Source organism: Streptomyces sp. NPDC002054, from assembly GCF_040296685.1.
Taxonomy (GTDB): domain Bacteria; phylum Actinomycetota; class Actinomycetes; order Streptomycetales; family Streptomycetaceae; genus Streptomyces.
Window position 1 is genome coordinate 1 of the sequence record NZ_JBEOXT010000015.1, and the last position, 24,146, is coordinate 24,146.

20 protein-coding genes are annotated in these 24,146 nt (G+C 70.7%); 11 read left to right on the top strand and 9 right to left on the bottom strand.

All coding sequences use genetic code 11. The features are described 5' to 3' along the window. On the bottom strand, positions 1–2,816 hold a 2,816-nt coding region (locus ABT123_RS15965; RefSeq protein WP_351313939.1), incomplete at its 3' end, for a non-ribosomal peptide synthetase. Positions 2,817–3,451: 635 nt separating this feature from the next. Between ABT123_RS15965 and ABT123_RS15970 the strand changes: the two genes are divergently transcribed. The 3 genes from ABT123_RS15970 to ABT123_RS15980 are packed head-to-tail and all read left to right on the top strand — an operon-like array spanning position 3,452 to position 4,876. Next, positions 3,452–3,811 carry a UBP-type zinc finger domain-containing protein gene (locus ABT123_RS15970; RefSeq protein WP_351313942.1) on the top strand — a complete coding sequence of 120 codons (360 nt, stop codon included), beginning with the start codon at positions 3,452–3,454 and terminating at the stop codon, positions 3,809–3,811. 51 nt (positions 3,812–3,862) lie between these two features. Beyond that, entirely contained in the window at positions 3,863–4,300 is a 438-nt protein-coding gene (locus ABT123_RS15975; protein WP_351313945.1) for a hypothetical protein, read from the top strand. Between the two features lie 3 nt (positions 4,301–4,303). Next, positions 4,304–4,876 (top strand): YceI family protein, encoded by a 573-nt coding sequence (locus ABT123_RS15980; protein ID WP_351313948.1) that lies wholly within the window; start codon positions 4,304–4,306, stop codon positions 4,874–4,876. Between the two features lie 58 nt (positions 4,877–4,934). Here ABT123_RS15980 and ABT123_RS15985 read toward each other — a convergent pair whose 3' ends face one another. After that, the gene (locus ABT123_RS15985) at positions 4,935–5,780 is read right to left on the bottom strand and encodes an ABC transporter permease subunit (RefSeq protein ID WP_351313951.1); all 846 of its coding nucleotides are present in this window, start codon (positions 5,778–5,780) and stop codon (positions 4,935–4,937) included. After that, positions 5,777–6,691: an ABC transporter ATP-binding protein gene (locus ABT123_RS15990; protein ID WP_351313954.1), complete on the bottom strand. Its 915-nt coding sequence runs from the start codon at positions 6,689–6,691 to the stop codon at positions 5,777–5,779. The genes ABT123_RS15985 and ABT123_RS15990 overlap by 4 nt, the downstream gene beginning before the upstream one ends. A 134-nt stretch (positions 6,692–6,825) precedes the next feature. Between ABT123_RS15990 and ABT123_RS15995 the strand changes: the two genes are divergently transcribed. Then, positions 6,826–8,061, top strand: coding sequence for a sensor histidine kinase (locus ABT123_RS15995; RefSeq protein WP_351313957.1), 1,236 nt, complete (start codon positions 6,826–6,828; stop codon positions 8,059–8,061). After that, complete coding sequence (locus ABT123_RS16000) at positions 8,058–8,735, top strand: response regulator (RefSeq protein ID WP_351313960.1); 678 nt, start codon at positions 8,058–8,060, stop codon at positions 8,733–8,735. The genes ABT123_RS15995 and ABT123_RS16000 overlap by 4 nt, the downstream gene beginning before the upstream one ends. Positions 8,736–8,777: 42 nt before the next feature. On the opposite strand, the gene ABT123_RS16005 is transcribed toward ABT123_RS16000, so the two are convergent. The 3 genes from ABT123_RS16005 to ABT123_RS16015 form a co-directional block, all read right to left on the bottom strand. Continuing rightward, a complete protein-coding gene (locus ABT123_RS16005) occupies positions 8,778–9,665 on the bottom strand; it encodes a geranyl diphosphate 2-C-methyltransferase (protein ID WP_351313963.1) in 888 nt (295 codons plus the stop codon). A gap of 5 nt (positions 9,666–9,670) precedes the next feature. Further along, positions 9,671–11,131, bottom strand: coding sequence for a family 2 encapsulin nanocompartment cargo protein terpene cyclase (locus tag ABT123_RS16010; protein ID WP_502970969.1), 1,461 nt, complete (start codon positions 11,129–11,131; stop codon positions 9,671–9,673). A gap of 109 nt (positions 11,132–11,240) precedes the next feature. After that, a complete protein-coding gene (locus ABT123_RS16015; protein ID WP_351313966.1) occupies positions 11,241–12,653 on the bottom strand; it encodes a family 2B encapsulin nanocompartment shell protein in 1,413 nt (470 codons plus the stop codon). A gap of 421 nt (positions 12,654–13,074) precedes the next feature. Here ABT123_RS16015 and ABT123_RS16020 point away from each other — a divergent pair, with 421 nt between their 5' ends. From ABT123_RS16020 to ABT123_RS16035, 4 genes are read left to right on the top strand one after another with little or no spacing between them, the layout of a single operon-like run. Next, complete coding sequence (locus ABT123_RS16020; RefSeq protein WP_351313969.1) at positions 13,075–14,343, top strand: phenylacetate--CoA ligase family protein; 1,269 nt, start codon at positions 13,075–13,077, stop codon at positions 14,341–14,343. Beyond that, entirely contained in the window at positions 14,340–15,488 is a 1,149-nt protein-coding gene (locus tag ABT123_RS16025) for a GNAT family N-acetyltransferase (protein WP_351313972.1), read from the top strand. The genes ABT123_RS16020 and ABT123_RS16025 overlap by 4 nt, the downstream gene beginning before the upstream one ends. Then, positions 15,485–16,654, top strand: a complete 1,170-nt coding sequence (locus ABT123_RS16030; RefSeq protein WP_351313975.1) for a LuxE/PaaK family acyltransferase — start codon at positions 15,485–15,487, stop codon at positions 16,652–16,654. Before ABT123_RS16025 ends, ABT123_RS16030 begins: the two co-directional genes overlap by 4 nt. Before the next feature lie 2 nt (positions 16,655–16,656). Beyond that, positions 16,657–19,188, top strand: coding sequence for an acyl-CoA reductase (locus ABT123_RS16035; RefSeq protein WP_351313978.1), 2,532 nt, complete (start codon positions 16,657–16,659; stop codon positions 19,186–19,188). Positions 19,189–19,203: 15 nt separating this feature from the next. Here ABT123_RS16035 and ABT123_RS16040 read toward each other — a convergent pair whose 3' ends face one another. Continuing rightward, positions 19,204–19,971: an NPP1 family protein gene (locus ABT123_RS16040; RefSeq protein ID WP_351313981.1), complete on the bottom strand. Its 768-nt coding sequence runs from the start codon at positions 19,969–19,971 to the stop codon at positions 19,204–19,206. Positions 19,972–20,305: 334 nt separating this feature from the next. Then, positions 20,306–21,184, bottom strand: coding sequence for an SDR family oxidoreductase (locus ABT123_RS16045; protein WP_351313984.1), 879 nt, complete (start codon positions 21,182–21,184; stop codon positions 20,306–20,308). 88 nt (positions 21,185–21,272) lie between these two features. Between ABT123_RS16045 and ABT123_RS16050 the strand changes: the two genes are divergently transcribed. After that, the gene (locus ABT123_RS16050) at positions 21,273–21,725 is read left to right on the top strand and encodes a MarR family winged helix-turn-helix transcriptional regulator (protein WP_351313987.1); all 453 of its coding nucleotides are present in this window, start codon (positions 21,273–21,275) and stop codon (positions 21,723–21,725) included. Here the strand turns inward: ABT123_RS16050 and ABT123_RS16055 are convergent. Continuing rightward, positions 21,709–22,359, bottom strand: a complete 651-nt coding sequence (locus ABT123_RS16055; RefSeq protein WP_351313990.1) for a TetR/AcrR family transcriptional regulator — start codon at positions 22,357–22,359, stop codon at positions 21,709–21,711. The two genes, ABT123_RS16050 and ABT123_RS16055, sit on opposite strands and share 17 nt — an antisense overlap. A gap of 63 nt (positions 22,360–22,422) precedes the next feature. Between ABT123_RS16055 and ABT123_RS16060 the strand changes: the two genes are divergently transcribed. Next, positions 22,423–24,051, top strand: a complete 1,629-nt coding sequence (locus ABT123_RS16060; protein WP_351313993.1) for an FAD-binding oxidoreductase — start codon at positions 22,423–22,425, stop codon at positions 24,049–24,051. Positions 24,052–24,146 lie beyond the last annotated feature (95 nt).

The window sequence follows — 24,146 nt, forward strand, 5'->3', positions numbered from 1 at the left end:
ATCAGCGGCAGCCGGTCCAGCAGCACGAACGCCGACGGGACCATGTACTCCGGCAGGCTGCTCGCCGCGAAGGTCCGCAGGTCGCGTGACGAGATGCCGGCGGCCAGGTCCAACTCCATGACGCCCGCGGCCCCGGTACCGCTGAAGCTGTCCCCCGCACCCTCCGGGACGACGTAGGCGACGAGTTGCTTGCCGGCGGTGGCCACGACCACAGCCTGAGCAACAGCCGGGTGCGCGGTCAGAGCAGCCTCGACCTCACCGGGCTCAATACGGAACCCGCGGATCTTGATCTGGCTGTCCCCACGGCCCAGGTACTCCAGCTCGCCGTCCGCATTCCACCGCGCCAAGTCACCGGTGCGATACATCCGCGCGCCGGCAGGACCGAACGGATCCGCCACAAACCGCTCGGCGGTCAGACCCGCCCGCTCAAAGTAGCCACGCGCGATCGCCCCGCCCACATACAGCTCGCCCACCGCCCCCGCCGGCACGGGCTGCAGCCCGGGGCCGAGGACGTAAGCCCGCATGTTGCCCAGCGGCAACCCGATGGGAGCACTGCCCTCGCCGCCCGCGACGGTGTGAGTCGTGGCGTAGAACGACTCGGTCTGCCCATAGGCATTGACCACCTTCACGCCGGGGAACGCCTCACGGACCCGCGCCACCAGACTCGCCGGCAACGCCTCGCCCGCGAACACGAGCGTGTCGACGCTGCTGGCACCCGCCAGCAGGTCCACCAGCTCAGCGAAAGCCGACGGAACGGTGGAGATGATCTGACCGTCGAAACCACCGCGCTCACCGAGCACCAGCACGTCACGGACCATCTCGATGGACCCGCCGTGGCAAAGGCTGGTGAAGATCTCGAACACCGACACGTCGAAGTTGACGGACGTACTGGCCAATGCCCGACGTCCCGGCCCTGCTGCAATGCATTCGGCCAGACGGGCCACACCGTTCACCACGGTCCCATGACTGACCGCCACGCCCTTCGGCGTTCCAGTGGAACCCGACGTGTACATCACATACGCCAAGTCCTCGGGACCGGTCACCACACCCAGATCCCCGGACTCACCGCCCACCAGGTCCACATCCCCCAGCAGCAGAACCTCAGCGTCACTCTCCGGCAGCACACCGACCGTCGCCGCATCAGTGACGATCACCTGCGGCCGGGCCTCGCCCAGGATGAAGCCCAACCGGTGACTCGGGTATTTCGGATCCACCGGCACATACGCACCACCGGCCTTCAGCACCGCCAACAACCCGACCACCAGCTCCGCAGACCGCGGCAACGCAACCGCCACCACCGAACCACGACCCACACCCCGGCCCGCCAACACCCGCGCCAACCGGTTCGCCCGCTCATTCACCTCCCCATACGACAACTCCACCCCGTCACACACCACCGCCACAGCATCCGGCGACACACCCACCTGCCGCTCGAACAACCCCGCAACCGACACATCCACCACCGGCACGGACGTGTCATTCACCAAAGCCAAACGCTCACGCTCACCCGCCTCCAGCACATCCACCCGACCCACCGGAACATGCGGATCCACCACCACAGCCCTGATGAGGGCGAGCAGTTGGGCAGAGAAGAGTTCCAGGTCCTTCTCGCTGTAGAGCAGCCCATTGCCCTCGATGGACATGCTGAGACCGCCGCCGGCACGGCCGTCGTAGTACATGATGATCATCAGTTCATCGGTCACGCCGGGGGTGCAGCCGCCCCATTCGGTCGCGCAGCCGTCAATCTCAACGGTCGTCGCGAACGGAATGATATTGACGCACGCGCCGAAAGGCGTGCTGGCGATGGAGCCGTCGAGTCCCGAGGCGCGCCGGATGTCTGCACCGTCGTATGCGGAATGCAGAAGGGCAGCCTTCATCTCGGCACCCACCCCATGGGCAACCTCTGCAAAGCTGGAGAGCAGCGGCACCTGGACGCGCAGCGGAACGATCTTTGCCAGCAGGGCGTGCGTGTTCTTCAGGCTGCCCGGGCGGCTGGCAACAGGGTACGAGATGGTAAATTCCTGCGGGTTTCCCATGGAGCGGAGAAACGAAACCGACGCGGCGGTGAGGAGCGTCGGTGTCGACACGCCGATGGCGTCAGCGGCAGCCGACCACTGGCCCACCTCATCCGCATCGACGTTCACGATCCGCCGTATGGCGACCGGAACGTCGGAGCTGCGCTCGCCCTGCACCCTCGCCGCAGGGGGCAGATCCGCCACGTAGTCCTGCCAGTAGTCCTCGTCTTCCTGGAACTGGGCGGACCGGATGTAGCGGGCGTCCTCCTCGTTGACCTCCTCGGGTCCGGCAAATGTGAACGCCGGAACCGGATTCCCCTGCTTCAACGCCGCGTAGATGTTGCCGATCCGGCGCGGCAGGAGCCGCATCAGCCCGTACCCGTCGGTCGCCGCGTGGTGAATGACCACGACCAGCATGAACCGGGATTCGCCGAGCTTCAGCACCCCCGTCCGGAAGAGGAGATCGTGCTCCAGGTCGAACGGCTTCGTGTCGATTTCCAGGACCCGTGCCCACGCCGCCGCTTCCGGGTCCGCTTCGCCGCTCACGTCGATGACGAACGGCTCCCAGTCGCCGATGTCACGCACCACTTGCCGCAGTCCGCCCTCGGACTCGGACTCCCTGAAGTTGACAAGTGCACTACTGTGCTCACTGAACGCCACCTCGAGGGCACGGACGAGAAGCGGAACATCGAGCTCACCTTCGATGAACCACCGCACACAGGCGTTGTTTGACATTTCTGGCGCAAACTTCTGTGCCAGCCAAATGCCTTCCTGCCTGGGCGACACGTTGAAGGTCTTCACGGAAATCAAACTCCTCGCGATAGTGGCAAAAAGCTGGTGTCAGCGAGCGCGGAATGAGGGGCGCAGCCGGCGATGAGGGCCTGCCTTCAGGCCGTCGGCCTGGTCGAGCCGCTGCAGCATCACCATCAAGGACGCCTGCGACACCATGGGAGCTCTGGCGCTGCACTCATGGGTGAACGTCCTCAGACCGCACAGGAGTTCGCGGCCGGGAGCGAACTGCGCGGTGCGGCACACGGGGAGAATCTCGGTCTGCCCAGAACGGACCGACAGGCAGGGCGATCGAGTGCGCACAGTAAGACGGACGGCAAAGTTCGCACTCCTATCGAGCGGGGGCACGAATACAGCACTCCCCCTGCGCGGCGGCCATCGTGATTCGACCTGGACGTCGACTTGGACGTCGACATTGATTTCCCCGGGATTGGCAGACAAAGCGTAATTCGCGACCGTCCTGTGGGCCAGCTTTGAGCGTGCCAATGCACGTCTCCTTGGCGAAACCGGTCAATCCGGCGATCCGTCCTGTTGACAGGACAACACGGGAGGCGGCTGCGCCTGCGAGCCTGATCCGTGCCGATTACGCTGGAGCTGGACGAAGAGGTTCCACTCTCGACCGAAGCGCCGCCAGAAAGGCTCAGCGCATGGCCCACGAGCAGATCCCGGGTATTGACACCACTGTGCGACCGAGTGGGGGCGGGTGCGTGGAGTGCCTGGCAGGCGATGGCCCGGGGTGGTGGTTCCACCTGCGGCGTTGTGCGGCGTGCGGGCACATCGGGTGCTGCGACTCCTCGCCCTCGCAGCACGGCACGAAGCATGCCCGGGAAGCCGGGCACCCCTTCCTGACGAGCTTCGAGCCGGGCGAGTCCTGGTTCTGGAACATCGACACCGAGGAGTACTACGAAGGTCCGCCCCTGACACCGCCCACCTCACACCCGACCACGCAGCCGACCCCGGGGCCGCTGGGCAAAGTCCCGGCGGATTGGGAGCTGCACCTGCACTGACCCGGGCCGGGGCGAGCGAGGCGGGGCGCCGGAACAATTGGGAGGCTCGACATGACATTCTCCGGTTCGGCACGGTGTTCCGGAGCGCGACAAATTCCGCTCAGGCTCTCGGTCGGCGCGTTCTTCCTGAATTCAGGGCTCTCGAAACACGGTGCGGACGAAGCCACCGCCGAGGGGCTGCAACAGTTCGCCGCCACTGCGTACCCGTTCCTGGGCGAGCTCGATGCTCAGAAGTTCGTCCGGCTGCTCTCCGCCGGGGAGATCGCCATTGCCGCCACGCTGCTCCTGCCGTTCGTCCCGGCCGCTGTCGCCGGAATTGCGCTGACCGGATTCTCCCTCGGCACCATCGGGCTCTACCTGCGCGTTCCGGGAATGCGGCAGGAAGGCAGCCTGCGCCCGACCGAGCAGGGAATCGCGCTGGCCAAGGACGTCTGGATGCTGGGCATCGGCGTCAACCTCATCATCGAGGGCATGAGCGAAAACCGGTGAGGCATGGTCACGACCAAATGGTTCTTCGAGCCCGGTCACACCGCGGCGGAGTTCCGCGCCAGGCACATGATGGTCACCTATGTGCGCGGGCAACTCAAGAACGTGCACGGCTTGCTGGAGGTCGATCCCGACCATCCCGAGAAGGGCCGCGTCGAGGCGACGGTCGACGCGACCGGGGTGTACACCGGTGAGCCTCAGCGCGACGCCCACCTCCGCAGTGCCGATTTCTTCGACGTCGAACACCATCCGACCTGGACGTTCGTCGGGTCGCGCATCGATCAGATGAGCGGGACCGAGTTCGAGGTCACCGGAGATCTCACGGTGCGCGGCGTGACGCGCCCCGTGACCTTCGACGTCATCTACCTGGGGCAGTGGGACACCCCCTGGTGGGAGGAGGGACAGAATCTCGGGCCCCGGCGACGATCCGGGTTCATCGCCACCACACGCATCAATCGTCATGACTTCGGGGTGAGTTGGAACGACGTAGTGGACCGCGGCGGAGTGGTCGTCGGCGCCATGGTCGATGTCGTGGTCGATGTCGAAGCCGTCCTCGACCCCGGCGAAGCGGCTGCCTGAGCACATCCGTTCCGTCCGCACACTTCCCGACAAGACGTCAGGAAGTATGCGGAATCGGTCAGACGTCCCGGCGTCGCACCACGAGGACCGCGATGGTCACCGCCGCTGCGGCCCACGCGCCGTACACGATCCACGCCTCACCGACCGTCAGCGGATACTTGCCCAGGCCGTTCGCCCGCTCCGGGTTGGTCACCAGCCGCCGCCAGGCGCTGAGCGGCATGGCGTTGCCGATCTCCTTGACCCAGCGGTAGCGGTCGCCCTGGAAGAGCGCCGGTATCAGGAGCAGCAGGGCTATGACGGCGACGATGGAGCCCGCGGCGTGCCGGACCGCGGCACCCACCGCCATGCCGACCAGCGCACTCAGCGGCGCCATCAGGGCAGCCGCGGCAACGGCGCGCAGAGCGCCCGGATCGCCCAGCGACAGGCCGCCGTGGTCCCGTAGCAGCATCTGGGTGAGGCCGAAGGAGGCTCCGGAGACGAGCGCACCGAGGGCCAGCATGACCGCCGACACCACGGTCACCTTGGCGGCGACCACCGCCCGCCGGTCGGGGACGGCGGCGAAGGTCGTGCGGATCAGCCCGCTGGTGTACTCGCCGAAGACGGCGATCGCCCCCACCGCCGCAGCGATGACCATGCACAGCTGCCAGGCGGGATCGACGAAGGCCGTGTGCAGTGGATCGAACAAGTACTCGGGGAGCTGCGGCCTCCCCGGTGGCCCCGGCGTCCCCGGCGGCGGCTGTATCTGGTTCGCCAGCCGGTCCGCGTTGGACGCCGCGGAGTTCACGTTGATCCCGATCACGGTCAGCGCGCCGAGGCCGAGCACCCAGGAGGTGGAGCGCAGCGACCAGAGCTTGATCCACTCGGCGGCGAGGAGCTGCCGGAACCGGGCGTGTACGAGGGTCATCGGGCGGCTCCTGCGGAGTATTCGACGCTCTCTGCGGTGGATTCCATGAACGCCTCCTCCAAGGAGGCCGAAAGCGGGCGGAGTTCGTACAGCCGCAGGCCGCCCGCGAAGGCGATGTCGCCGATGCGGTCCGCGGGCAGTCCGGTCACCGTGTACGACCCGTCGGGCTCGGCCCGTACCGCCGCCGCGCCCGCGTCCGCCAGCAGCCCGGGAAGGGCCTCGGTGTCGGGCGTACGGAGGCTCACCCGCAGCGGTGTGCTGCGCGCCGCGAACTCCCGCAGGCTCTCCGACGCGATCAGCCTGCCCCGGCCGATGACGATCAGCTCCTCGGCGGTCTGCTCCATCTCCCGCATCAGATGGCTGGAGACGAGTACAGTGCGGCCCTCGCCCGCCAGCCGCTCGAGCAGGCCGTGCACCCAGCGCACGCCCTCCGGGTCGAGGCCGTTGAGCGGCTCGTCGAAGAGCAGTACGGGTGGATCGCCGAGCAGGGCGGCGGCGATGCCGAGCCGCTGTTTCATCCCCAGGGAGAACCCGTCGATCCTCCGGCCGGCCACCTCCGACAGGCCCACCTCGGCCAGTACGTCGGCGACGCGCCGGCGCGGCAGGCCGTTGCCGACCGCCAGCGCCGTCAGATGGGCGCGGGCGGTGCGGCCACCGTGCACATCGTGGGCGTCGAGCAGGGCTCCGACGTGTCGCAGGCCGCGGGGGCGGTCGCGGAACGGCTGCCCGTCGACGGTGACGGTGCCGCCGGTGGGCCGGTTCAGCCCCAAGACCATCCGCAGTGTGGTGGACTTCCCGGCACCGTTCGGGCCGAGGAACCCGGTGACCACGCCCGGGCGGACGGTGAAGGAGAGGTGGTCGACGGCGGTGGTCTCGCCGTAGCGCTTGGTGAGTTCGGTTGCTTTGATCACGGTGTCCACGGTGCCGGGCCGGGCACCGCTCGCACATCGGACCACCGGCCACATCACCGGGCCTTCGGATTGGCCCACGGGAGTAAGCCCGTGGGCCAATGCCGGGGAGGGGGCAGCCTGCCTATCATCGGCTCATGAAAGCCCCGCAGGAGACTCAGCGGTCGTTCCTCGACCTGACTCTGACTCTGATCCTGGCCGGGTGCTCGGCCATCGCGTACGTCGTCCTGCTGTACGTCGTCGTGCTGAACACCGGCAGCGAACTGACCGGCATGCGCCTGCTCCTGGCCGCGCCGCTCGCCGTTCTGCTGCTGCCCCTGATACGGCGCCGGCCGCTGCCCGCCCTGGCGCTGCTGATCGCCGCCTCCTTCGCGGCGACCGTACTCACGAACTCCGCGATGGCCGCGAGGCCGGGCATGCCGGGCGGCCTGCCGCCGTCCGTGGAGACGCAGGCGTGGCAGATCGCGTACCTGCAGGCCGTGTTCACCGATCTGACCGTCGGATGGATCGCCGCCACCCGGTCGCGGCGGACGGCGGCCGTCGCCGCCCTGGTGGCGCTGGGCGTACAGATCGGGGGTGCCTCCTACTACCGGGAGGGCTCCCCGTCGTTCCTCGCCGCCTCTGCCTTCCTGGCACTGATGATGGTCACCGCCTGGACGGTCGGTCATTCGGTGCGCGAACGCCGCGAGCACGCTGCTGCGTTGCGGGCCCGGGCCGCAGAGCAGGCCGTCACCGCGGAGCGGCTGCGGATCGCCCGGGAGCTGCACGACATGGTGGCGCACAGCATCGGCGTCATCGCCATCCAGGCCGGCGTGGGCCGGCGCGTCATCGACACCCAGCCGTCGGAGGCCCGGAACTCCCTCGCCGCCATCGAGGACACCAGCCGCGACACCCTGGCCGGCCTGCGCCGGATGCTCGGCGCGCTGCGGCAGGCGGACCCGGGGGACGGGGCGGCGCCGCTCGGCCCGGCTCCGGTACTCGCCGATCTCGACGGGCTGGTGGCGCGGACCCGGGACGCGGGGGTGCGGGCGGAGGTCGAATGGCGGGGTGAGCGGCGGCTGCTGCCGGCGGAGATAGAGCTGTCGGCGTACCGGATCATCCAGGAGTCGATCACCAATGTGGTCCGCCATTCGGGTGCCCGCGCCTGCCGGGTGACCGTCGACTGCGGGGAGGACGACCTGACCGTCGAGATCACCGACGAGGGCCGCGGCCAGTCGGGGCTGCCCGGCGCGGCCGGCTATGGACTGACGGGCATGCGGGAGCGGGCGGCGCTGCTGCACGGCGAGTTCACCGCCGGACCGCGCCCCGAGGGCGGGTTCCGCGTGGCTGCCCGGCTGCCCGTGCCCGCGACGACCGCGGGGGCGGTCCGATGATCCGGGTGCTGCTCACCGACGACCAGCCGCTGGTCCGGCACGGGCTGCGGGTGCTGATCGCCGACCGCCCCGGGCTGGAGGTGGTGGGCGAGGCGGCGAACGGCGAGGAGGCCGTACGGCTCACGGCCGGGCTGGCCCCGGACGTGGTGATGATGGACATCCGGATGCCCGGCATGGACGGCATCGAGGCCACCCGGCGGATCACCGCCGGCTCCGGCGCGGCCCAGCCGAAGGTCCTCGTCCTCACCACGTTCGACGACGACGAGTACGTCTACGGCGCGCTCCGCGCCGGGGCGAGCGGCTTCCTCGTCAAGGACATGGACATGGACCAGATCCTGGCCGCGATCGAGGTCGTCGCCGCGGGCGACGCCCTGATCGCGCCGCGCGTGACCCGCCGCCTGATCGCGGAGTTCGCGGCCCGCCCCGCCACCACCCCGCGGCAGCTCCGGCGGGCGGTGGCGGGCATCACCACCCGCGAACGGGAGGTGCTCACCCTGGTCGGCCGCGGACTGTCCAACACGGAGATTGCCGAGCAGCTGCACATCACCATGGCCACGGCGAAGGCCCATGTGGGCAGGCTGCTGACCAAGCTGGACGCCCGGGACCGGGTGCAGCTGGTGATCACGGCGTACGAGCTGGGGCTGGTGACGCCGACGACCGGGTCCGTCGGGTGACGGGCCCGGCCCTCGGGTCGGCGGTCGGTCAGATGTGCTCGGTCAGATGCGGTCGGCCGCGATCAGGACGTACTGGAAGGAGCCGTCCTTGTAGGAGTTGATGAACGCCTCTTCGATGCCGGTGACCAGGGAGGACGTGGCCCGCAGCTCCCAGTAGGGCAGGGTCGCGGGAGTCAGGTCGATGACGGCCTGCGGGACGAGACGGTTGTCGGCCATGGCGCGCAGGTACTCCCGGCGGGAGTGGATGTTGCACTCGAAGTGCGCGTTGATCTGGGAGACCCACTTCGAGGGCTGGCCGTAACGCGGGTTCCAGCAGCCCGTGATGGTCACATAGCGACCGCCGACCGCAAGGATGCGGGAGTGCTCGGCGAAGAGGTCGTGCAGGTCGACGTACATGCTCGACTCGTTGTTCCACGAGGCCGCGGCCTGCCCGGTCTCGAAGGGCGTGCCGAGCATGTTGCAGACGCGGGCGCGGACATGGTCCTCGATGCCGAGTTCGCGGGCGCGCTGGTTGGCGAAGTCGGCCTGCTTGGCCGACAGGGTGACGCCCTCGACCTTGCATCCGAAGCGCTGGTGGGCCATGACCATCGAGCCGCCACGGCCACAGCCGGCGTCGACGAGCGTGTCGTCGCGCCCGATGGGGCCGAGGTGGTCCAGGAGGACCTCGGCCTGCGCCGACTCCAGGCGGTGGAGTTCGGCGATCAGCTTCTTCTCGTATGCGCTGTCCCCGGCGTCGCCGAGGGCGGCGTGGTCGACGTCGCCGATGCCGTAGTGGTGGTGGTAGAGGCCGTCCACATCGCCGAGACGCAGGTTCACGGGCCTGGCCTCGTTGTTCCAGTACCGGGCGATGTCACCCTGGTAGGGCGTCGCCGGGGCGGGGATGAAGGTGCGGGTGGCGGGGGTGAGCTCAGTGGTCACAGATAAGTCCATTCCTCTTACCAGAAGTCGGGCAGGCTGTAGCGATAGGTGTTGCTCATGTGCCAGTAGTGGTTGCCGTCGACCCATACGGCCACGCCCCGCAGGAAGCGGAGGACCCTCGGGTCGGGGCATGCGGCGCCCAGTTCGGCGGCGGCGGCTTCGAACTCGTGCATGAGGTCGTTGTGGACCTCGACCGCCTTGAGGTAGGCCTCCTTGTCGGAGAGGCCCTCCCGTTCGGCGATGACCACCGGCAGGTTCAGGTGCTTGCCGCGGGCCTCGAGTTCCTTGGTGTACGAGTACAGATCGTTGGAGATGGTGGTGGCATTGCCCGCCAGCGCGATCACCCGCTGCATGGCGGGCAGGGCGTGCAGGTCCGCCGGGAGTTCGTAGCCGCCGACGGTGTCCGTGATGGTGGGGCAGGGGCGGAAGTTGTTGAACTGCCGCATCGCCAGGTACTCGGACACCTCTGGGACGTATGCGGTCTCGGCCCAGGCCGCTTCGGCGAGGTACCCCATGTGCAGCCGGGCCATGTCGTGCCGGAACCGGTCGGCCTGCGAGGGGCTCGCGGCCTGGACGAAGTACTCCATGGCGGAGCGGTAGGAGCGCCGCGGAGCGTCCGAGAGGAGCGACTCCGCCCACGCCGGCGCGTACTCCTCCGTCGTGTGGACCGGGTCGAGGGCGGTGTGCGCCAGCAGGAGCCTGCCGCCGAGACCGACGGGCGAGCCGCCGTGGTCCTCGCAGTAGACGTCGTCGACCACGTTCTCGGCGACCATCAGCCGTGTGGCGATCATCAGGTGGTCGACGGTCGGGGCGTCCGGATGGCAGGCGACCATGTACCGGCCCACGGAGAAGCCGTCGAACTGGTCCTCCCACTCCGGGGGGTACGCCTGGACCTCGTCCACCGCCCACCGCTTGATCCGGCGGCTGACCTCGGCCACGCGGGCGGGGTCGGGCTCCGGAACCGGGTGGTGGTAGAGGCCGGGGATCGGCCTGCCATCCGCCGCCGGCGCCGGCGCGGGCGGCTGCTCGCGCGGGGCGAAGTGCAGCCCGCTCGTACCCAGGCCGCTGGGGCCGCGCCGGAGCCGTTCCACGAAGGCCTTGGCCTTGGCGTCCGGCGCTGCGGCAGGGGCGGCGGCTGTGGCAGCAGGGGCGGTGGCGGTGGCGCGGACGAAGGGCAGGCCGGGCCCGGCAGGCAGCGGCGGCCGACCTGCGGCGACGCCTGCGACCTCGGCCGCTGCGAGCTCGAACGGTGCGACCTCGGAGACCGCGACCTCGGAGGCCGCGACCTCGGAGGCCGCGACCTCGGAGGCCGCGACCTCGGAGGCCGCGAGCTCGGAGGCCGCAGCCTCGACGGCCCCGAGCGCGGCGGCTTCGGCCTCAGCGGCGTGGGCGCCGGCGTGGGCCAGCACGTGGGCCCCGAAGCGGGCCGCTGCGCCGGGCAGGCTCGACTGCAGAGGGGAAAGCCCGGGATCGGGCATCCGTAACTCCTAGGTGAGGTGGGTGGGCTGTCCCGGATCCCGGGCACGCCCGGCCGGCCCGGAAGGTCCGGGCTGTCGTGGCCGTCGGGCAGGGTCGGGGGCAGATCCTCTAGTCGCGCCTGCGGGCGATCTGTACGTTCTCCAGTACGCCGAGCGCATCGGGCACCAGGATGGCGGCGGAGTAGTAGGTGGTGACCAGGTAGGAGATGATCGCCTGCTCGCTGATGCCCATGAAGCGCACCGAGAGGCCCGGCTCGTACTCCTCGGGCAGACCGGTCTGGCGCAGACCGATGACGCCCTGGTTGTCCTCGCCGGTTCGCATGACGAGGACCGAGCTGGTGTTCTCCTTGCTGATGGGGATCTTGTTGCAGGGCAGGATCGGGACCCCGCGCCAGGCCGGGACCTGCTGCCCGCCGAGGTCGACGTGGTCCGGGTACAGCCCGCGGGCGTTGAATTCGCGCCCGATCGCCGCGATCGTCTTCGGGTGCGCCAGGAAGAACTTGGAGCCACGGCGGCGGCAGAGCAGCTCGTCGAGGTCGTCCGGGGTGGGCGGGCCGGAGTGGGTCTGGATCCGCTGCTTGAAGGCGGCGTTGTGGAGCAGACCGAACTCCCGGTTGTTGATCAGCTCGTGCTCCTGGCGCTCGCGGAGCGCCTCGATGGTGAGCCTGAGCTGTTCTTCGGTCTGATTCATCGGCTCGTTGTAGAGGTCGGCCACCCTCGTGTGGACCCGTAGAACGGTCTGCGCGACGGAGAGCTCGTACTCGCGCGGCTTGAGTTCGTAGTCCACGAAGGTGCCGGGCAGCTCGGGTTCGCCGGTGTGGCCGGCCGACATCGCGATCTCGGCCTCGCCGTGACGGTTCTGCCGTTGCAGGGGCAGCGAGCTGAACTGCCGGACGTGTTCCTGGAGGCCGGGCGCCGCGGACACGACGGCGGCGAAGTCGGCGCGGGTCAGGGTGAGCAGGGTGCCGCCGGTCTCGGCGGTGGCGGTGTAGTCCCACCTGGCATCGGCGTCGAGCAGGGCGTTCTCGCCGAACCGGTCGCCGTCCGCGAGCACGGCGACGGCGACCGTGTCGCCGTACTTGCCGACGGAGGTCTGGTTGATCCGGCCGTGGGCGATCAGGTGGATCTGCTCGGCGGGGGTACCGCGTTCGACCAGCACCTCGCCGGCGCGGAACTCGCGCTGGACGCACCGGTCGGCGATCGCGGCCAGCACCTCCTCGTCGTCAAAGCCGCGCAGCAGGGCGAGTTCGCCGAGCTCGCGCGGGATCACCCGGACGTTGCCACCGTCCTGGACGAAGTCGATCCGCCCGTCGCCGACGGTGTAGCTCAGCCGGCGGTTCACCCGGTACGTGCCGCCCTTGGTCTCCACCCAGGGAAGCATCCGCAGCAGCCAGCGGGAGGTGATCTCCTGCATCTGCGGGGCGGACTTGGTCGTGGTGGCAAGGTTGCGGGCAGCAGCCGTGCTCAGGCTGGACTGCCGCGCCGGCTCCAGCTGCGCTTCCGGGCTGGTGTCAACGGTCATCGGGGCAAGGTCTCCTTCGTAAGGGCGGTGCTCGGGCGAAGGTGCGCGTCACCGGTGAAACGAGGAAGTAAGAGGGCGAAGATCCGGGAATCCGTCCAGATCCCGGGGAACAGTAACGGCTGGTACGCCCGGTCGACCGGGCCGGACCGGTGGCATTACCTCGATGCAGTGATCTTGCCCCGCAGGAAGTTTGCGCAGCCCATCGACGGTATTCGGCCAGCCGCACGGCTCGCCCGACACCCGCCGCCCTTCCGCCGGTACCCGACGAACAGGCCGCCCTGGCCGGAAACATTTGGCCAGTTTGGTGACAAGCGCGGTCATGTTTCATCATCGTGACAACACGTCACCTTTCGACGTGCATTCGAGGAAGCGGGGGCGCCGGGGGGTCCCCCGCCCACACCCGTCACCTAGGCAAAGGCCCATGTCCGCCCACCGACTCTCGGACCTCATACGTTTCGCCCGCACCAACTCGCCCTTCTACCGCGACCTCTACGCGTCCCTGCCGTCGCACACCGACCGCCTCACCGACCTGCCGGTGGTCGACCAGCAGGAGTTCTGGGCAGCCAACACCCTGCACGACAGCCGCGTGCTGACCGGCCCGCTCAGCGAGGCCACGGTCTACAAGACCGGCGGCACCACCGGGTCCCCCAAGTTCTCCGTCTACACCCGCGACGAGTGGCGCACCTTCGTCACCGCTTTCGGCCAGGGACTCGTGGACACGGGCCTGCGCCCGGGACACCGCGTCGCCGACCTCTTCTACGCCGGAGAGCTGTACGCCAGCTTCCTCTTCGTCCTCGACTCGCTCGCCCACGCGCCCGTGGACAACGTCCGCCTGCCCATCGGCGGCGGCGCGACGCCGGAGTCGACGATCCCCGCGCTGCACGATCTCGGCGCCCAGGTGCTGACCGGCACGCCCACCACCCTGTGCCGGCTCGCCGAACAGGCCCTGGCCTCCGGTGTCCGGCTCGACTCGGTGGAGCTGCTCCTCTTCGGCGGCGAGGCCCTCTTCGACGACCAACGGCGCCTGCTGGCCGCCGCGTTCCCCGGCGCCGAGGCCCGTTCCGTCGGATACGCCAGCGTCGACGCCGGCCTGCTCGGCCGCCCCGTGCCCGGCTCCGACGCCCGGGTGCACCGGGCCTTCACCCCGTACTCGGTCGTCGAGATCCTCGACGACGGCGACGAGCCCATCACCGAGCCCGGCCGGCCCGGCCGGGTGGTCGTCACCAGCCTCTTCCGCCGGCTCATGCCGATCATCCGCTACCCCGCCGGCGACCGGGCCGAGTGGACCGGCACCGGGCCCGGGCACTTCCGGATCCTCGGCCGCGCCGAAGAAGGCGTACGGGTGGGGCCCGTCTCCCTCTACACCCAGGACGCCCAGGACGCCGTGGCCGCGGCCGACACCGCGGGGCAGGTGGTCGGCATGCAGCTCGTCGTCCGCCGCTGGGACGGCCGCGACGGGCTCGTCCTCCGGCTGGCCACGGCCCCCGGTGAGCACGGCCGGGAGGCACTGGCCGAAGCCGTGGTCGCGGAGCTCCAGAGCGCACGGCCGCTGTATCCGGACAGCGTGCGCGCCGGGTTCGTGCACCCACTGTCCGTGGAGTGGGCACGCCACCGCGACCTCGCCGTCAACCCGCGCTCGGGCAAGCTCGTCCGGGTCCTCGACGAGAGGCCCGTCGGAGGCGACCGGTGAACCCCGTCATCGCCCCGGCCACCGGCGCGGACATCGCCGAGCTGCGCCAGCTCTATTACGCCGTCTACGGTCCGCACTACCCCGTGGCCCTCGGCACCGACCCGGCCGAGATGGCCCGGCTCATGGCGGACCCGTACTCCCTGTGGCTCGTCGGCCGCTGCGCCGACACGGGGGCCCTGATCGGGTCCGCCGCCGTCCACGGTGAGGCGGGCAGCCGGATCGGCCGTCTGGAGGGCATCGCCGTACACCCCGGGCACCGCTCGGCCGGGCTGGCCGCCACCCTGGCCGGGGCGCTGTGCGCCGGGATGCTGGACACGGGCCGGCTGGACTCCGTGTACGCGACCGTGCGCACCGTCAGCGCCGGTCCGCAGCGCGTCGTCGCCCGCAACGGCTTCCGCCCGCTGGGCATCCTGCCCAATGCGGTGGATCTCAGCAGCCGCGAAAGCCTCGCACTCTACGCGCGTCACTCCGCCGGTGTGCTCGACCGCCGGATCCCCGTCACCGAAGTCCCCGCCCCGCTGCTGCCGTTGCTGCGCACCGCCGAGGCCGCACTCGGCATCGGCTACCCCGGGGCCCGGGCCGCCGCCGCGGCCCCGCTGCCGGTGCCCGCGCCGCAAGGAGCCGTCGAACGGCTGGAGATGATCGAGGCGCCGGCCTTCGTACGCCGCCGGTTCCGCGAGCGGTTCCCCGGCGCCGAGGGCTGGTTCTACCCGCTGCACACCCCGAACGTGCTGCTCACCCCCGAGGACGGCCGGTTCGAGGTCTACGCGTACCTCAACCGGGCCGGCGGGTACTGCTCCCTGCTGACCGCCCACCCCGACCCGGCCGCCGCAGCCGCGTACCTCGAGCCCGTCACCCGGGCCCTGGCCCGCGCGGGCGCCGGCTACATCGAGGCCCTGGTGCCGCTCGCGCACCAGGAGGCCCTCTCCGCCTTTCTGGCCCAGGGGTTCGTCGCCGGGGCCCTCTACCCGGCGATGCGGGCGGACGGCGACGGCTTCCACGACTACGCCGTGCTGTCCCGTTCCGGCGAGCGGATCGACTTCCGCGGCGTCGCCGTCGAACCGCCCCTCCAGCCCTATCTGGACTGCTACCTGTCGGCCTGGGCGTCCACGCACCTGCCCCCGTCATCCGAGGTTGCCTCATGAGCTCCGTCAACCCCCATCTGGCGCCGGTCGCCGTACCCGATCCGGCCCTCCTGCCGCACGTACAGCAGCTGTGCGACCTGACCGACCCGTACGCCTACGGGCCGGCGGAGGACGAACTCTTCGCCGCCGCCATGGCGGAGGCCAACGCCTGGCACACCGAGCGCTCCCCGTTCTTCCGCTCCCTGTACGAGGCCACTCCCCCGGCGGAGCCGTACCGCGCGCCGCTCGTCCACGCGAACTTCTTCAAGCGGCACGAGGTGCTCTCCATCCCGCGGGAGGAGGTCGAGCTGCACCTGACCTCCTCCGGCACCACCGGCCAGAAGTCGCAGATGTTCTTCGACCACTGGACCATCCGCTCCGCCCAGCGCATGGTCGCCCGGATCTTCGAGCGCAACGGCTGGATCACCCCCGACCAGGAGGTCAACTACCTCCTGTACAGCTATGAGCCGGCCCCCGCGCTCAACCTCGGGACCGCCTTCACCGACAACTACCTGTGCGATTTCGCCCCGGCGCGCAGTGTCGAGTACGCGCTGCGCAACACCGGCGGCGGCGCGGGCGGTGACCACGAGTTCGACCCCTTCGGCTGCATCGCCGCGCTGCGCCGCTTCGAGCAGGAGGACGCCCCGGTCCGGATCCTCGGCTTCCCGGCCTTCCTCTTCTTCACCCTGGAGCGGATGCGGGCCATGGGACTGCCGCCGCTGCGCCTGCCGGAGGGCTCCCTCGTCGTCCTCGGCGGCGGCTGGAAGGGGCACGCCGACCGGCGCATCGGCAAGGAGGAGCTGTACGCCCGCGTCACCGAGCAGCTCGGGATCCCGGGCGAGCGGATCCGGGACACCTTCGGGTCGGTGGAGCACTGCATCCCGTACATCGAGTGCGACCACCACCGGCTGCACGCCCCCGTCTGGTCCCGGGTGACGATCCGCTCCACCCGGACGCTCGAGCCCCTGCCGTACGGGGAGCGGGGCTACCTGCACCTGGTGTCCCCGTACATCACCTCGGTACCGGCGCAGAGCGTGGTCATGGGCGACCTCGCCTCCCTGCAGCCGGGCGAGGCCTGCGGGTGCGAGCTGGAGACCCCCTGGTTCACCGTCCACGGCCGTGCCGGGGTGAGCCGCAACCGCAGCTGCGCGGTGGCCGCAGCGGAACTGATGAAGGGAATGGCGTGACCATGACTGTGCACAACCACCACAACCACCACCACTACTGGCAGGGCGCCTTCATCGGCGACGAGGAGGCGGCGCGGCGCCTCGCCGAGCTGCCGGCCACCGTCGAGGCTGCACTGGCCACGGTGCTGGAGACCGAGACCGTCCTGGCCGCCTGCGACGCCCTCGCCACCGCCCTGCGCGACCCGGCCCACCCGGTGCACGCCCGGCTCGCCGCGCACCTGCCGGCGGGAGAGGACCCGGCCGTCCTGGCCGAGCTCGGCAGCCTCCTCGGCCGCCGGGAGCTGACCCGCAAGCTGCGCCGGGAACTCGGCAGCGCGACTCCGGGCCGGCTGAACCGGGCCGATCCGCGCGAGACGGTCTACGAGGCGTGGGCGCCCGTCGGCCTGGTCGCGCACATCGCGCCGGGCAACGCCGCGACGGTCGCACCGCTGAGCATCGTCGAGGGCCTGCTCGCCGGAAACGTCAACATCCTCAAGACCAGCAGCGCCGACACGCTCCTCACCCAGCACCTGATGGCCGAGCTCGCGGCCCTGGACCCCAGCGGTGCGCTGGCCGCGCGGGTCGTCGTACTGCGCTTCCCGTCCTCCCGGCAGGACTGGCTGCGCCTGATGTGCGCGCCCGCGGACGCCGTCGCCGTATGGGGCGGGGAAGGCGCCGTCGAAGGGGTGACAGCCCATGTGCCGGCCGGCTGCCGGCTGGTGGAGTGGGGGCACCGGATCTCCTTCGCGTACCTGACGGCCGACGCCTGGTCGGACGCCGGCACGCTCGAAGCCCTCGCCGACGACGTCTGCCTGCACGAGCAGCAGGCGTGTTCCAGCCCCCAGGTGGTGTACCTCGACACCGAGGACGAGGACGAGGTGTTCGGCTTCGCCGAGCGGTTCGCGGGAGTCCTCGGGGCCCGGCCGCCGGCCGTGGGCACCTCCTCGGACCCCGCCGAGGCGGCCGAGCTGACCACCACCGAGCTGGTGGCCCGGCTGGAGGAACACCTCGGCCTGACCCGGGTGTTCGCCGCGCCCGGCGGCTTCGCCGGCGGCTCCTGGCGGGTCATGGCCGACACCCGGTCCCCGCTCACCGCCTCGCCGCTGCACCGCAGCGTGTGGGTGAAGCCGCTGCCCCGCAAGCAGCTGATCGCCACCCTGCGCCCGATGCGCCGCTATCTGCAGACGGCGGGCCTCGCGGGCAGCCGTACCGACATCGCCGAGCTGTCCCGCACCGCTCTGGCCGCGGGCGTCACCCGCGTCACACCGGTCGGCGCCATGCTGGACAGCTACGCGGGCGAGCCGCACGACGGGGTCTACGCCCTGCAGCGCTACAGCCGCCGCGTCGCGGTTCAGGCCGACCCGGACCGCTTCGCCACCACCGCCTGCCTGGACGACCTGGCCCGGCCCGTGGTCCTGCCGGCGCCCGCGGGCCCGCTGCTGGGCAAGGAGGACGTGCAGCAGCCGGGCCGGCAGCTGGCGCGGGCCGATGCCGAGCTGTACTTCCGCAGCGGTGGCAGCACCGGCGCACCGGCCCTGTCGGTGTTCAGCTACGACGACTACGACACCCAGATGCACGCCGCCGCCCGCGGCCTGCTCGCCGCCGGCTACGACCCGGTCGGGGACCGCACCGCCAACCTCTTCTACTGCGGCGGCATGTACGGCAGCTTCATCAGCTTCTTCTCCGTACTGGAACGGCTCGGCGGGGTCCAGCTGCCGCTGTCCGCGGGGCCCGACCACCGCGCCACGGCCCAGGCGCTGATCGACCACGGGGCCGACACCCTCTTCGGTATGCCCTCCTACCTCTGGCAGCTGCTGCACGCGGAGGCGGAGGCGCTCCGCGCGTATGGCGGACTGCGCAAGGTCTTCTACGGCGGCGAGCACTTCACCGAGGAGCAGCAGCGCACCCTGAAGGACACGTTCGGCATCGAGGTCGTCCGCTCGATCACCTACGGCAGCACCGACCTCGGCCCGCTGGGCTACCAGTGCACCGAGAGCTCCGGCGGCGTCCACCACCTGCACGCCGACCTCCACACGATGGAGGTCCTGGACCTGGCCGAGGACCGGCCGGTGGCCCCGGGCGAAACGGGCCGGCTGGTCTTCAGCACGCACGCCCGGCGGGGCCAGGACCTGGGCCGGTACGTGATCGGCGACCTCGGCCGGGAGATCCCGGGCCGCTGCCCCTGCGGCCGGCACGCGCCCCGCTTCGAGCTGAGGGGGCGCACCGGTGATGTGATGCGAGTGGCGACGTACTTCCTCAACCACCGCCGCTTCCTGGACCTGGCCGAGGAACGGGGCGGCCACCGGGGCGAGTTGCAGATCCGGCTCGACGGTACGGACGCGCGCGAGCGGCTGACCGTACGGGTGGAGCGGGAGCGGACCGGGGCAACGGACACCGAGCGGCTCCGGGAGGTCTTCCTGGCCGGCTACCCGGAGCTCCGCACGGCGGTGGCGGAGCGGCTGCTGGACCTGGTGGTCGAGGCGGTCGACGGCGCGTCGCTGGACCGCAGCCCGACCAGCGGCAAGCTCCTGGCGGTGGTGGACGCCCGCGGGTAGCGGGCGGGCGGTGGCCTATGCGTACGGGTCAAAGGGGATGCCCGCCGGCTTGGCTTCCGCCAGGTGGGATGCGAAGGCACCGTCCTTGAGACCGAAGTGCGCGCTGCCGAAGTCGGCCTGGCTGAGCGTGTCCCGCAGCGCCGCGGGGTAGCCCGACCAGCCGACGAGCGCGGGGAACTGCCAGGTGCCGCGGTGGTTCTCCGGCGGTTCGTCGTTGGTGTTCGCCGCGCGGAAGCAGTGGGTGCTGACGCCGTCCTTGTGGTAGACGATCTTGGGGTGGGTGCCGTCCCAGCGGATCTGGTCGCGGGTGTGGATGTCGAAGTCGCCGTGGGCGGAGGTCGCGACGTACTTGGCCTCGTTGCCCTGGATCCACACCACCACGTGTTCCCAGTCGTGGCGGTGGCCGCCGAGCCCGATGCCGGGGATGGCCTGGTCCTTCTCGAAGTACAGCGCGTACATCACGGCACACCAGCCGTTGTTGCAGGCCCAGCGGGAGTAGCCGTTGGTGTTCTCGAGGTCCGAGGCGTCCCGGCAGCTGCCGTTGAGGGCGCCGCTGGGTTTGAGTCCGCCGTTCAGAACTCCGGTCGGGCCTATGGCGGGTGTCGGGTAGCAGCCGTCGGTGTCGTAGTCGAAGGCCGGCTGGAAGTTCCGCTCGATCGTTTCGGCCAGGGAGGGCAGGGCCGCGGGCGGCGCCGCGAAGGCCACGTTGGGGACGGCAACGACCAGCGCGAGGGCGGCGCCGAAGACCACGCATGTCCTCCGGATATGACGGCTCGTCCGCACAGCAACCCCTCCCGGTGGTCGGTCGGTTGCATCATTGGCGATCCGGCGCGACACAGCAAGAGTCCGGGCCCGGACCATTCTGGTCCGGGCCCGGCGGGTTGTGCGGGTGGTCGGTCGGCCTCGGGGCCGGCGCGGTCAGCGGCCGAGGGTGTTCATCAGGATGATGGCGACGAGGTTCAGGAAGATGACGGCGAAGGCGCTGCCGAGCATGATCCAGGCCTTGCGGGATTCGTCCATGGGTACGAGTCACCTCCCGGCTCGGGCGTGTCCTGACACCCCCCAGCCATGATGACCCGGTTCCCCGCGGAGCACAGGTCGGGCTGTTCGCCGCAGGTCAGGACACCCAGGTCCCGGTCATACCGAGGACCGCCGAGCCGTCCCGGTCGGCCAGCTTGGTTCCGGTGAAATCACGGGCCCACTCCGAGGTCTGGATACGGAACGCGGGGCGCTCGGCGGTCAGTGCCTCCATCACGGCCTCGGCCGCGCCGGCCGGGGTCTGGGCACCGTTCATGAACTGGGCGACCGTACGGTCGACGTAGGTGCGCAGCGCACCGGCGTACGGGCCGGCCGCGGCAATCTCGCCTTCGATGTCGAGCCCGATGTTGGTGACGAACTCCGTGGCCACGGCACCCGGCTCGACGACGGAGACGCTCACGCCGACGGTGGCCGCGACCGGAGCCAGGCTCTCCATGTATCCCTCCACGGCGAACTTGGCGGCGCAGTACGCCTCGTTGAAGGGCTGACCGATGACGCCGCCGACGCTGGTGACCGTGATCAGGCGGCCTCCGGTGGCCCGCAGGTGCGGCAGTGCGGCCTTGGAGACGTTCAGTACGCCGAAGAAGTTGACCTCCATGACCTTGCGGACGTCGGCGACGGATTCCTGTTCGAGGGTGCCGACGTGGCCCGCGCCGGCGTTGTTCACGACGGCGTCCAGGCGGCCGTAGTCGGCGATCACGCCGTTCACGGCGGCGGCGACGGAGCTCTCGTCGACCACGTCGAGCTGTCGGATGTCGAGCTCGACGCCCGCCTCGGAGGCGGCCTTGCGCAGGGCGTCGGCCCGGCTGGTGTCACGCAGAGTGGCGACCGTGCGCCAGCCGGCCCGGGCGGCGGCGATGGCGGCGGCCAGGCCGATGCCGGAGGAAGTGCCGGTGATCAGGACGGTGGGGGTGGAGTCGGCGGGGGTGCTGGCGGGGGTGGTGGGGAGGGTCGACATGGGGGTGCCTTTCACGGAGCGCGATTTATGTGCGTGCACACACACTATAAAATTATGTGCACGTACACGCAACCTCTAGACTGCCGACATGCCGAAGAAGCTCACCGAAATCGAGATGCAGGCGGCTGACTACGCCTTCTACGGGATGGTCTGGGCGGGCACCGTCATGACCGACCGGGTCGACCGCGCCCTCGTGAAGGCCCACGACCTCCCCGTGTCCTGGTTCGAGGTCATGCTGTGGCTGGCCACCAGCCCCGATCCGGTGCCCGCTTCCGTCCTCGGCAACAGCACGCTGCTCAGCCGCAGCCAGGTCTCCCGGGTGGTGGACGCCCTGCAGAGTCGTGGCCTTGTGACCCGTACGCCCTCGGCACGTGACGCCCGGTCGGTGGAGGTCTCGCTCACGGAGGCGGGGCGTACGTTGTTCGCCGAGGCCGACGCCACCCGGCGCGCGGCCCTGGCGCCGGTCTTCACCGAGCTCCTCGACCAGCAGGACCTGGAGGCGCTGGGAGCCGTGTGGCGCAAGCTCAAGGCCCAGAAGTAAGGGTGGCCGCGGCGGCGAAGAGGCGCGCGCAGCGCTGCGTCATGGCCGCCGGGGTCTGCTCCGGGTGCTTGACCCACCAGCGGACGAGGGTGGCGACCAGGTCCCGCCAGACGTAGGTGAGCGCGTCGGCGTCCAGCGGATCGGTGGAGCCGGCCGCGCGCAGCAGTTCGGCGGTGCCGCCTGCGGCGAGCCGGTCGATGGCCGACCAGTATCCCGACGCCCGGCGCGCGGCCTCGCCGCCGGGCGGCAGCGAGGTGTCGTACAGCACGAACCAGGCCTCCCGCTGCCCCTCCAGGGCGGTGAAGATGCTGTCGAGCACACGCAGCGGGGTGTCCGGGCTGGTCCCGTCCGGGCCCATCGCCGTACGGATGGCCTCCAGGAGCCGGTCCCCGACGGGGACCAGGCAGGCGATGTACAGGTCCTCCTTGGTGCCGCAGTACTGGTGCAGCAGCGTCTTGGTGACACCCACGCGCGCGGCGATCGCGGGGAGCGACGCGGCGGCATAGCCGCGGGTGCCGAACTCCTCCGTGGCGGCCTCCAGCATCTGCTGCCGGCGGCGTTCCCGCGGGACTCCCTTGGTTCCGGCCTTCGAAGGAGGGACTGGAGGAGTTGGAGGGGCTGGAGGGGTTGCCATGAGCGGATATTATCAGTAGGTAATTTACCCCGAGGTAAATTACTGCGACCGCTGGAGCGATCCATGGCCGGTACCACCCCGCAGCCGACGTCCCGCACCCGCTCCTGGTGGGGCTGGGGCTGGACGGACGCCCATCCCGACGACGCGGAATGCACCGCGATGGGGGCTCTGATCCCCGGCACCCTCAGCCGCCCGCTGCCCGTGCCCCGCGTCCGTGACCTGGGCATCGGGAGCCCGGCCGCCGAACCCCCGCGGAGCCTGGCCCACCTGGTCAGCGCCGACCCCGCCGACCGGGCCGCCCACGCCATGGGCAAGGCGTACCGGGACGTGATGCGCGCCCTGCGCGGCCGGCCCGGCCGCATCCCCGACCTCGTCGCCCGCCCCACGGACGAGCAGGGCGTGGCCGACCTGCTGGACTGGGCCGGGGACCGGCAGGTCGCCGTGGTTCCGTACGGCGGGGGATCCTCGGTCAGCGGGGGCGTGGAGTACCGCGGCGATGCCCACCGGGCCGTGATGTCCCTGGACCTGACCGCCATGGGCCGCGTACTGGAGATCGACACCGAGGGCCGGGCGGCCCGTATCCAGGCCGGCACCCTCGGGCCGAGCCTGGAGGACCAACTGCGACCGCACGGCCTCACCCTGCGGCACTTCCCGCAGAGCTTCGAGTTCTCCACCCTCGGCGGCTGGCTGGCCACTCGGGCCGGCGGGCACTACGCCACCGGCCGCACGCACATCGACGATTTCGTGCAGTCGCTGCGCGTGGTCACCCCGGCCGGCACGAGCAGCTCCTGGCGACTGCCCGCCTCGGGGGCGGGCCCCTCCCCCGACCGGCTGTTCCTGGGCTCCGAAGGGGCCCTCGGCATCATCACCGAGGCATGGGTCCGCCTGCAGGAACGACCCCGCCACAAGGCGTCCGCCGCAGTCGCCTTCACCGACTTCCAGGACGCGCTCGGGGCGGTGCGCGCCCTCGCGCAGTCCGACCTCTCCCCCGCCAACTGCCGCCTGCTGGACTCCGGTGAGGCCGCGCTGTCGGGGGCGGCACAGGACGGTTCCGCCGTACTGGTCCTGGGATTCGAGTCGGCGGACGAACCGGTGACCGGCCGGCTGGAACGGGCCGTCGGCCTGGCCCGCTCGCACGGCGGCCGGCACGGCGGGACCACCGGCCCGGACGCAGCCCCGGACGCAGGCTCCGCCGCAGGCCCGGACGGCGACGCGGCCGTGACCGCCTGGCGCTCGGCCTTCCTGCGGATGCCCTACCTCCGCGATGGTCTGGCCAGGATGGGCGCCGTCGCGGAGACCTTCGAGACGGCGGCCTGCTGGGACCGGATCCCGCACCTGATCGACGAGGTGCGCACCGAGGTCGGCGCGGCGGCGCTCAAGGCCACTGGACACCCCGCGACCGTCAACTGCCGTCTGACCCACGTGTATCCGGACGGTGCGGCACCCTACTTCACCGTCCTCGCCGCCGGCCGCGCCGGTGCCGAGGTCGCCCTCTGGGACGACCTCAAGGCCGTGGCGAGCGAGGTCCTGCACCGCCACCGGGCCACCATCACGCACCACCACGCCGTCGGCCGGGACCACCGCCCGGGCTACGACCGCCAGCGTCCCGAGCCCTTCGCCCTCGCGCTGCGGGCCGCAAAGGGGGCGCTCGACCCGCGGGGCATCCTCAACCCCGGCGTGCTGCTGGACTGAACAACTACATATGTGGACGCGCATCGCACTGATGGATCGCGCCCAGGGTCTTGCGCGACCCCCTCAACCGTTTCTACTCTCCCGGCCAATGGTTA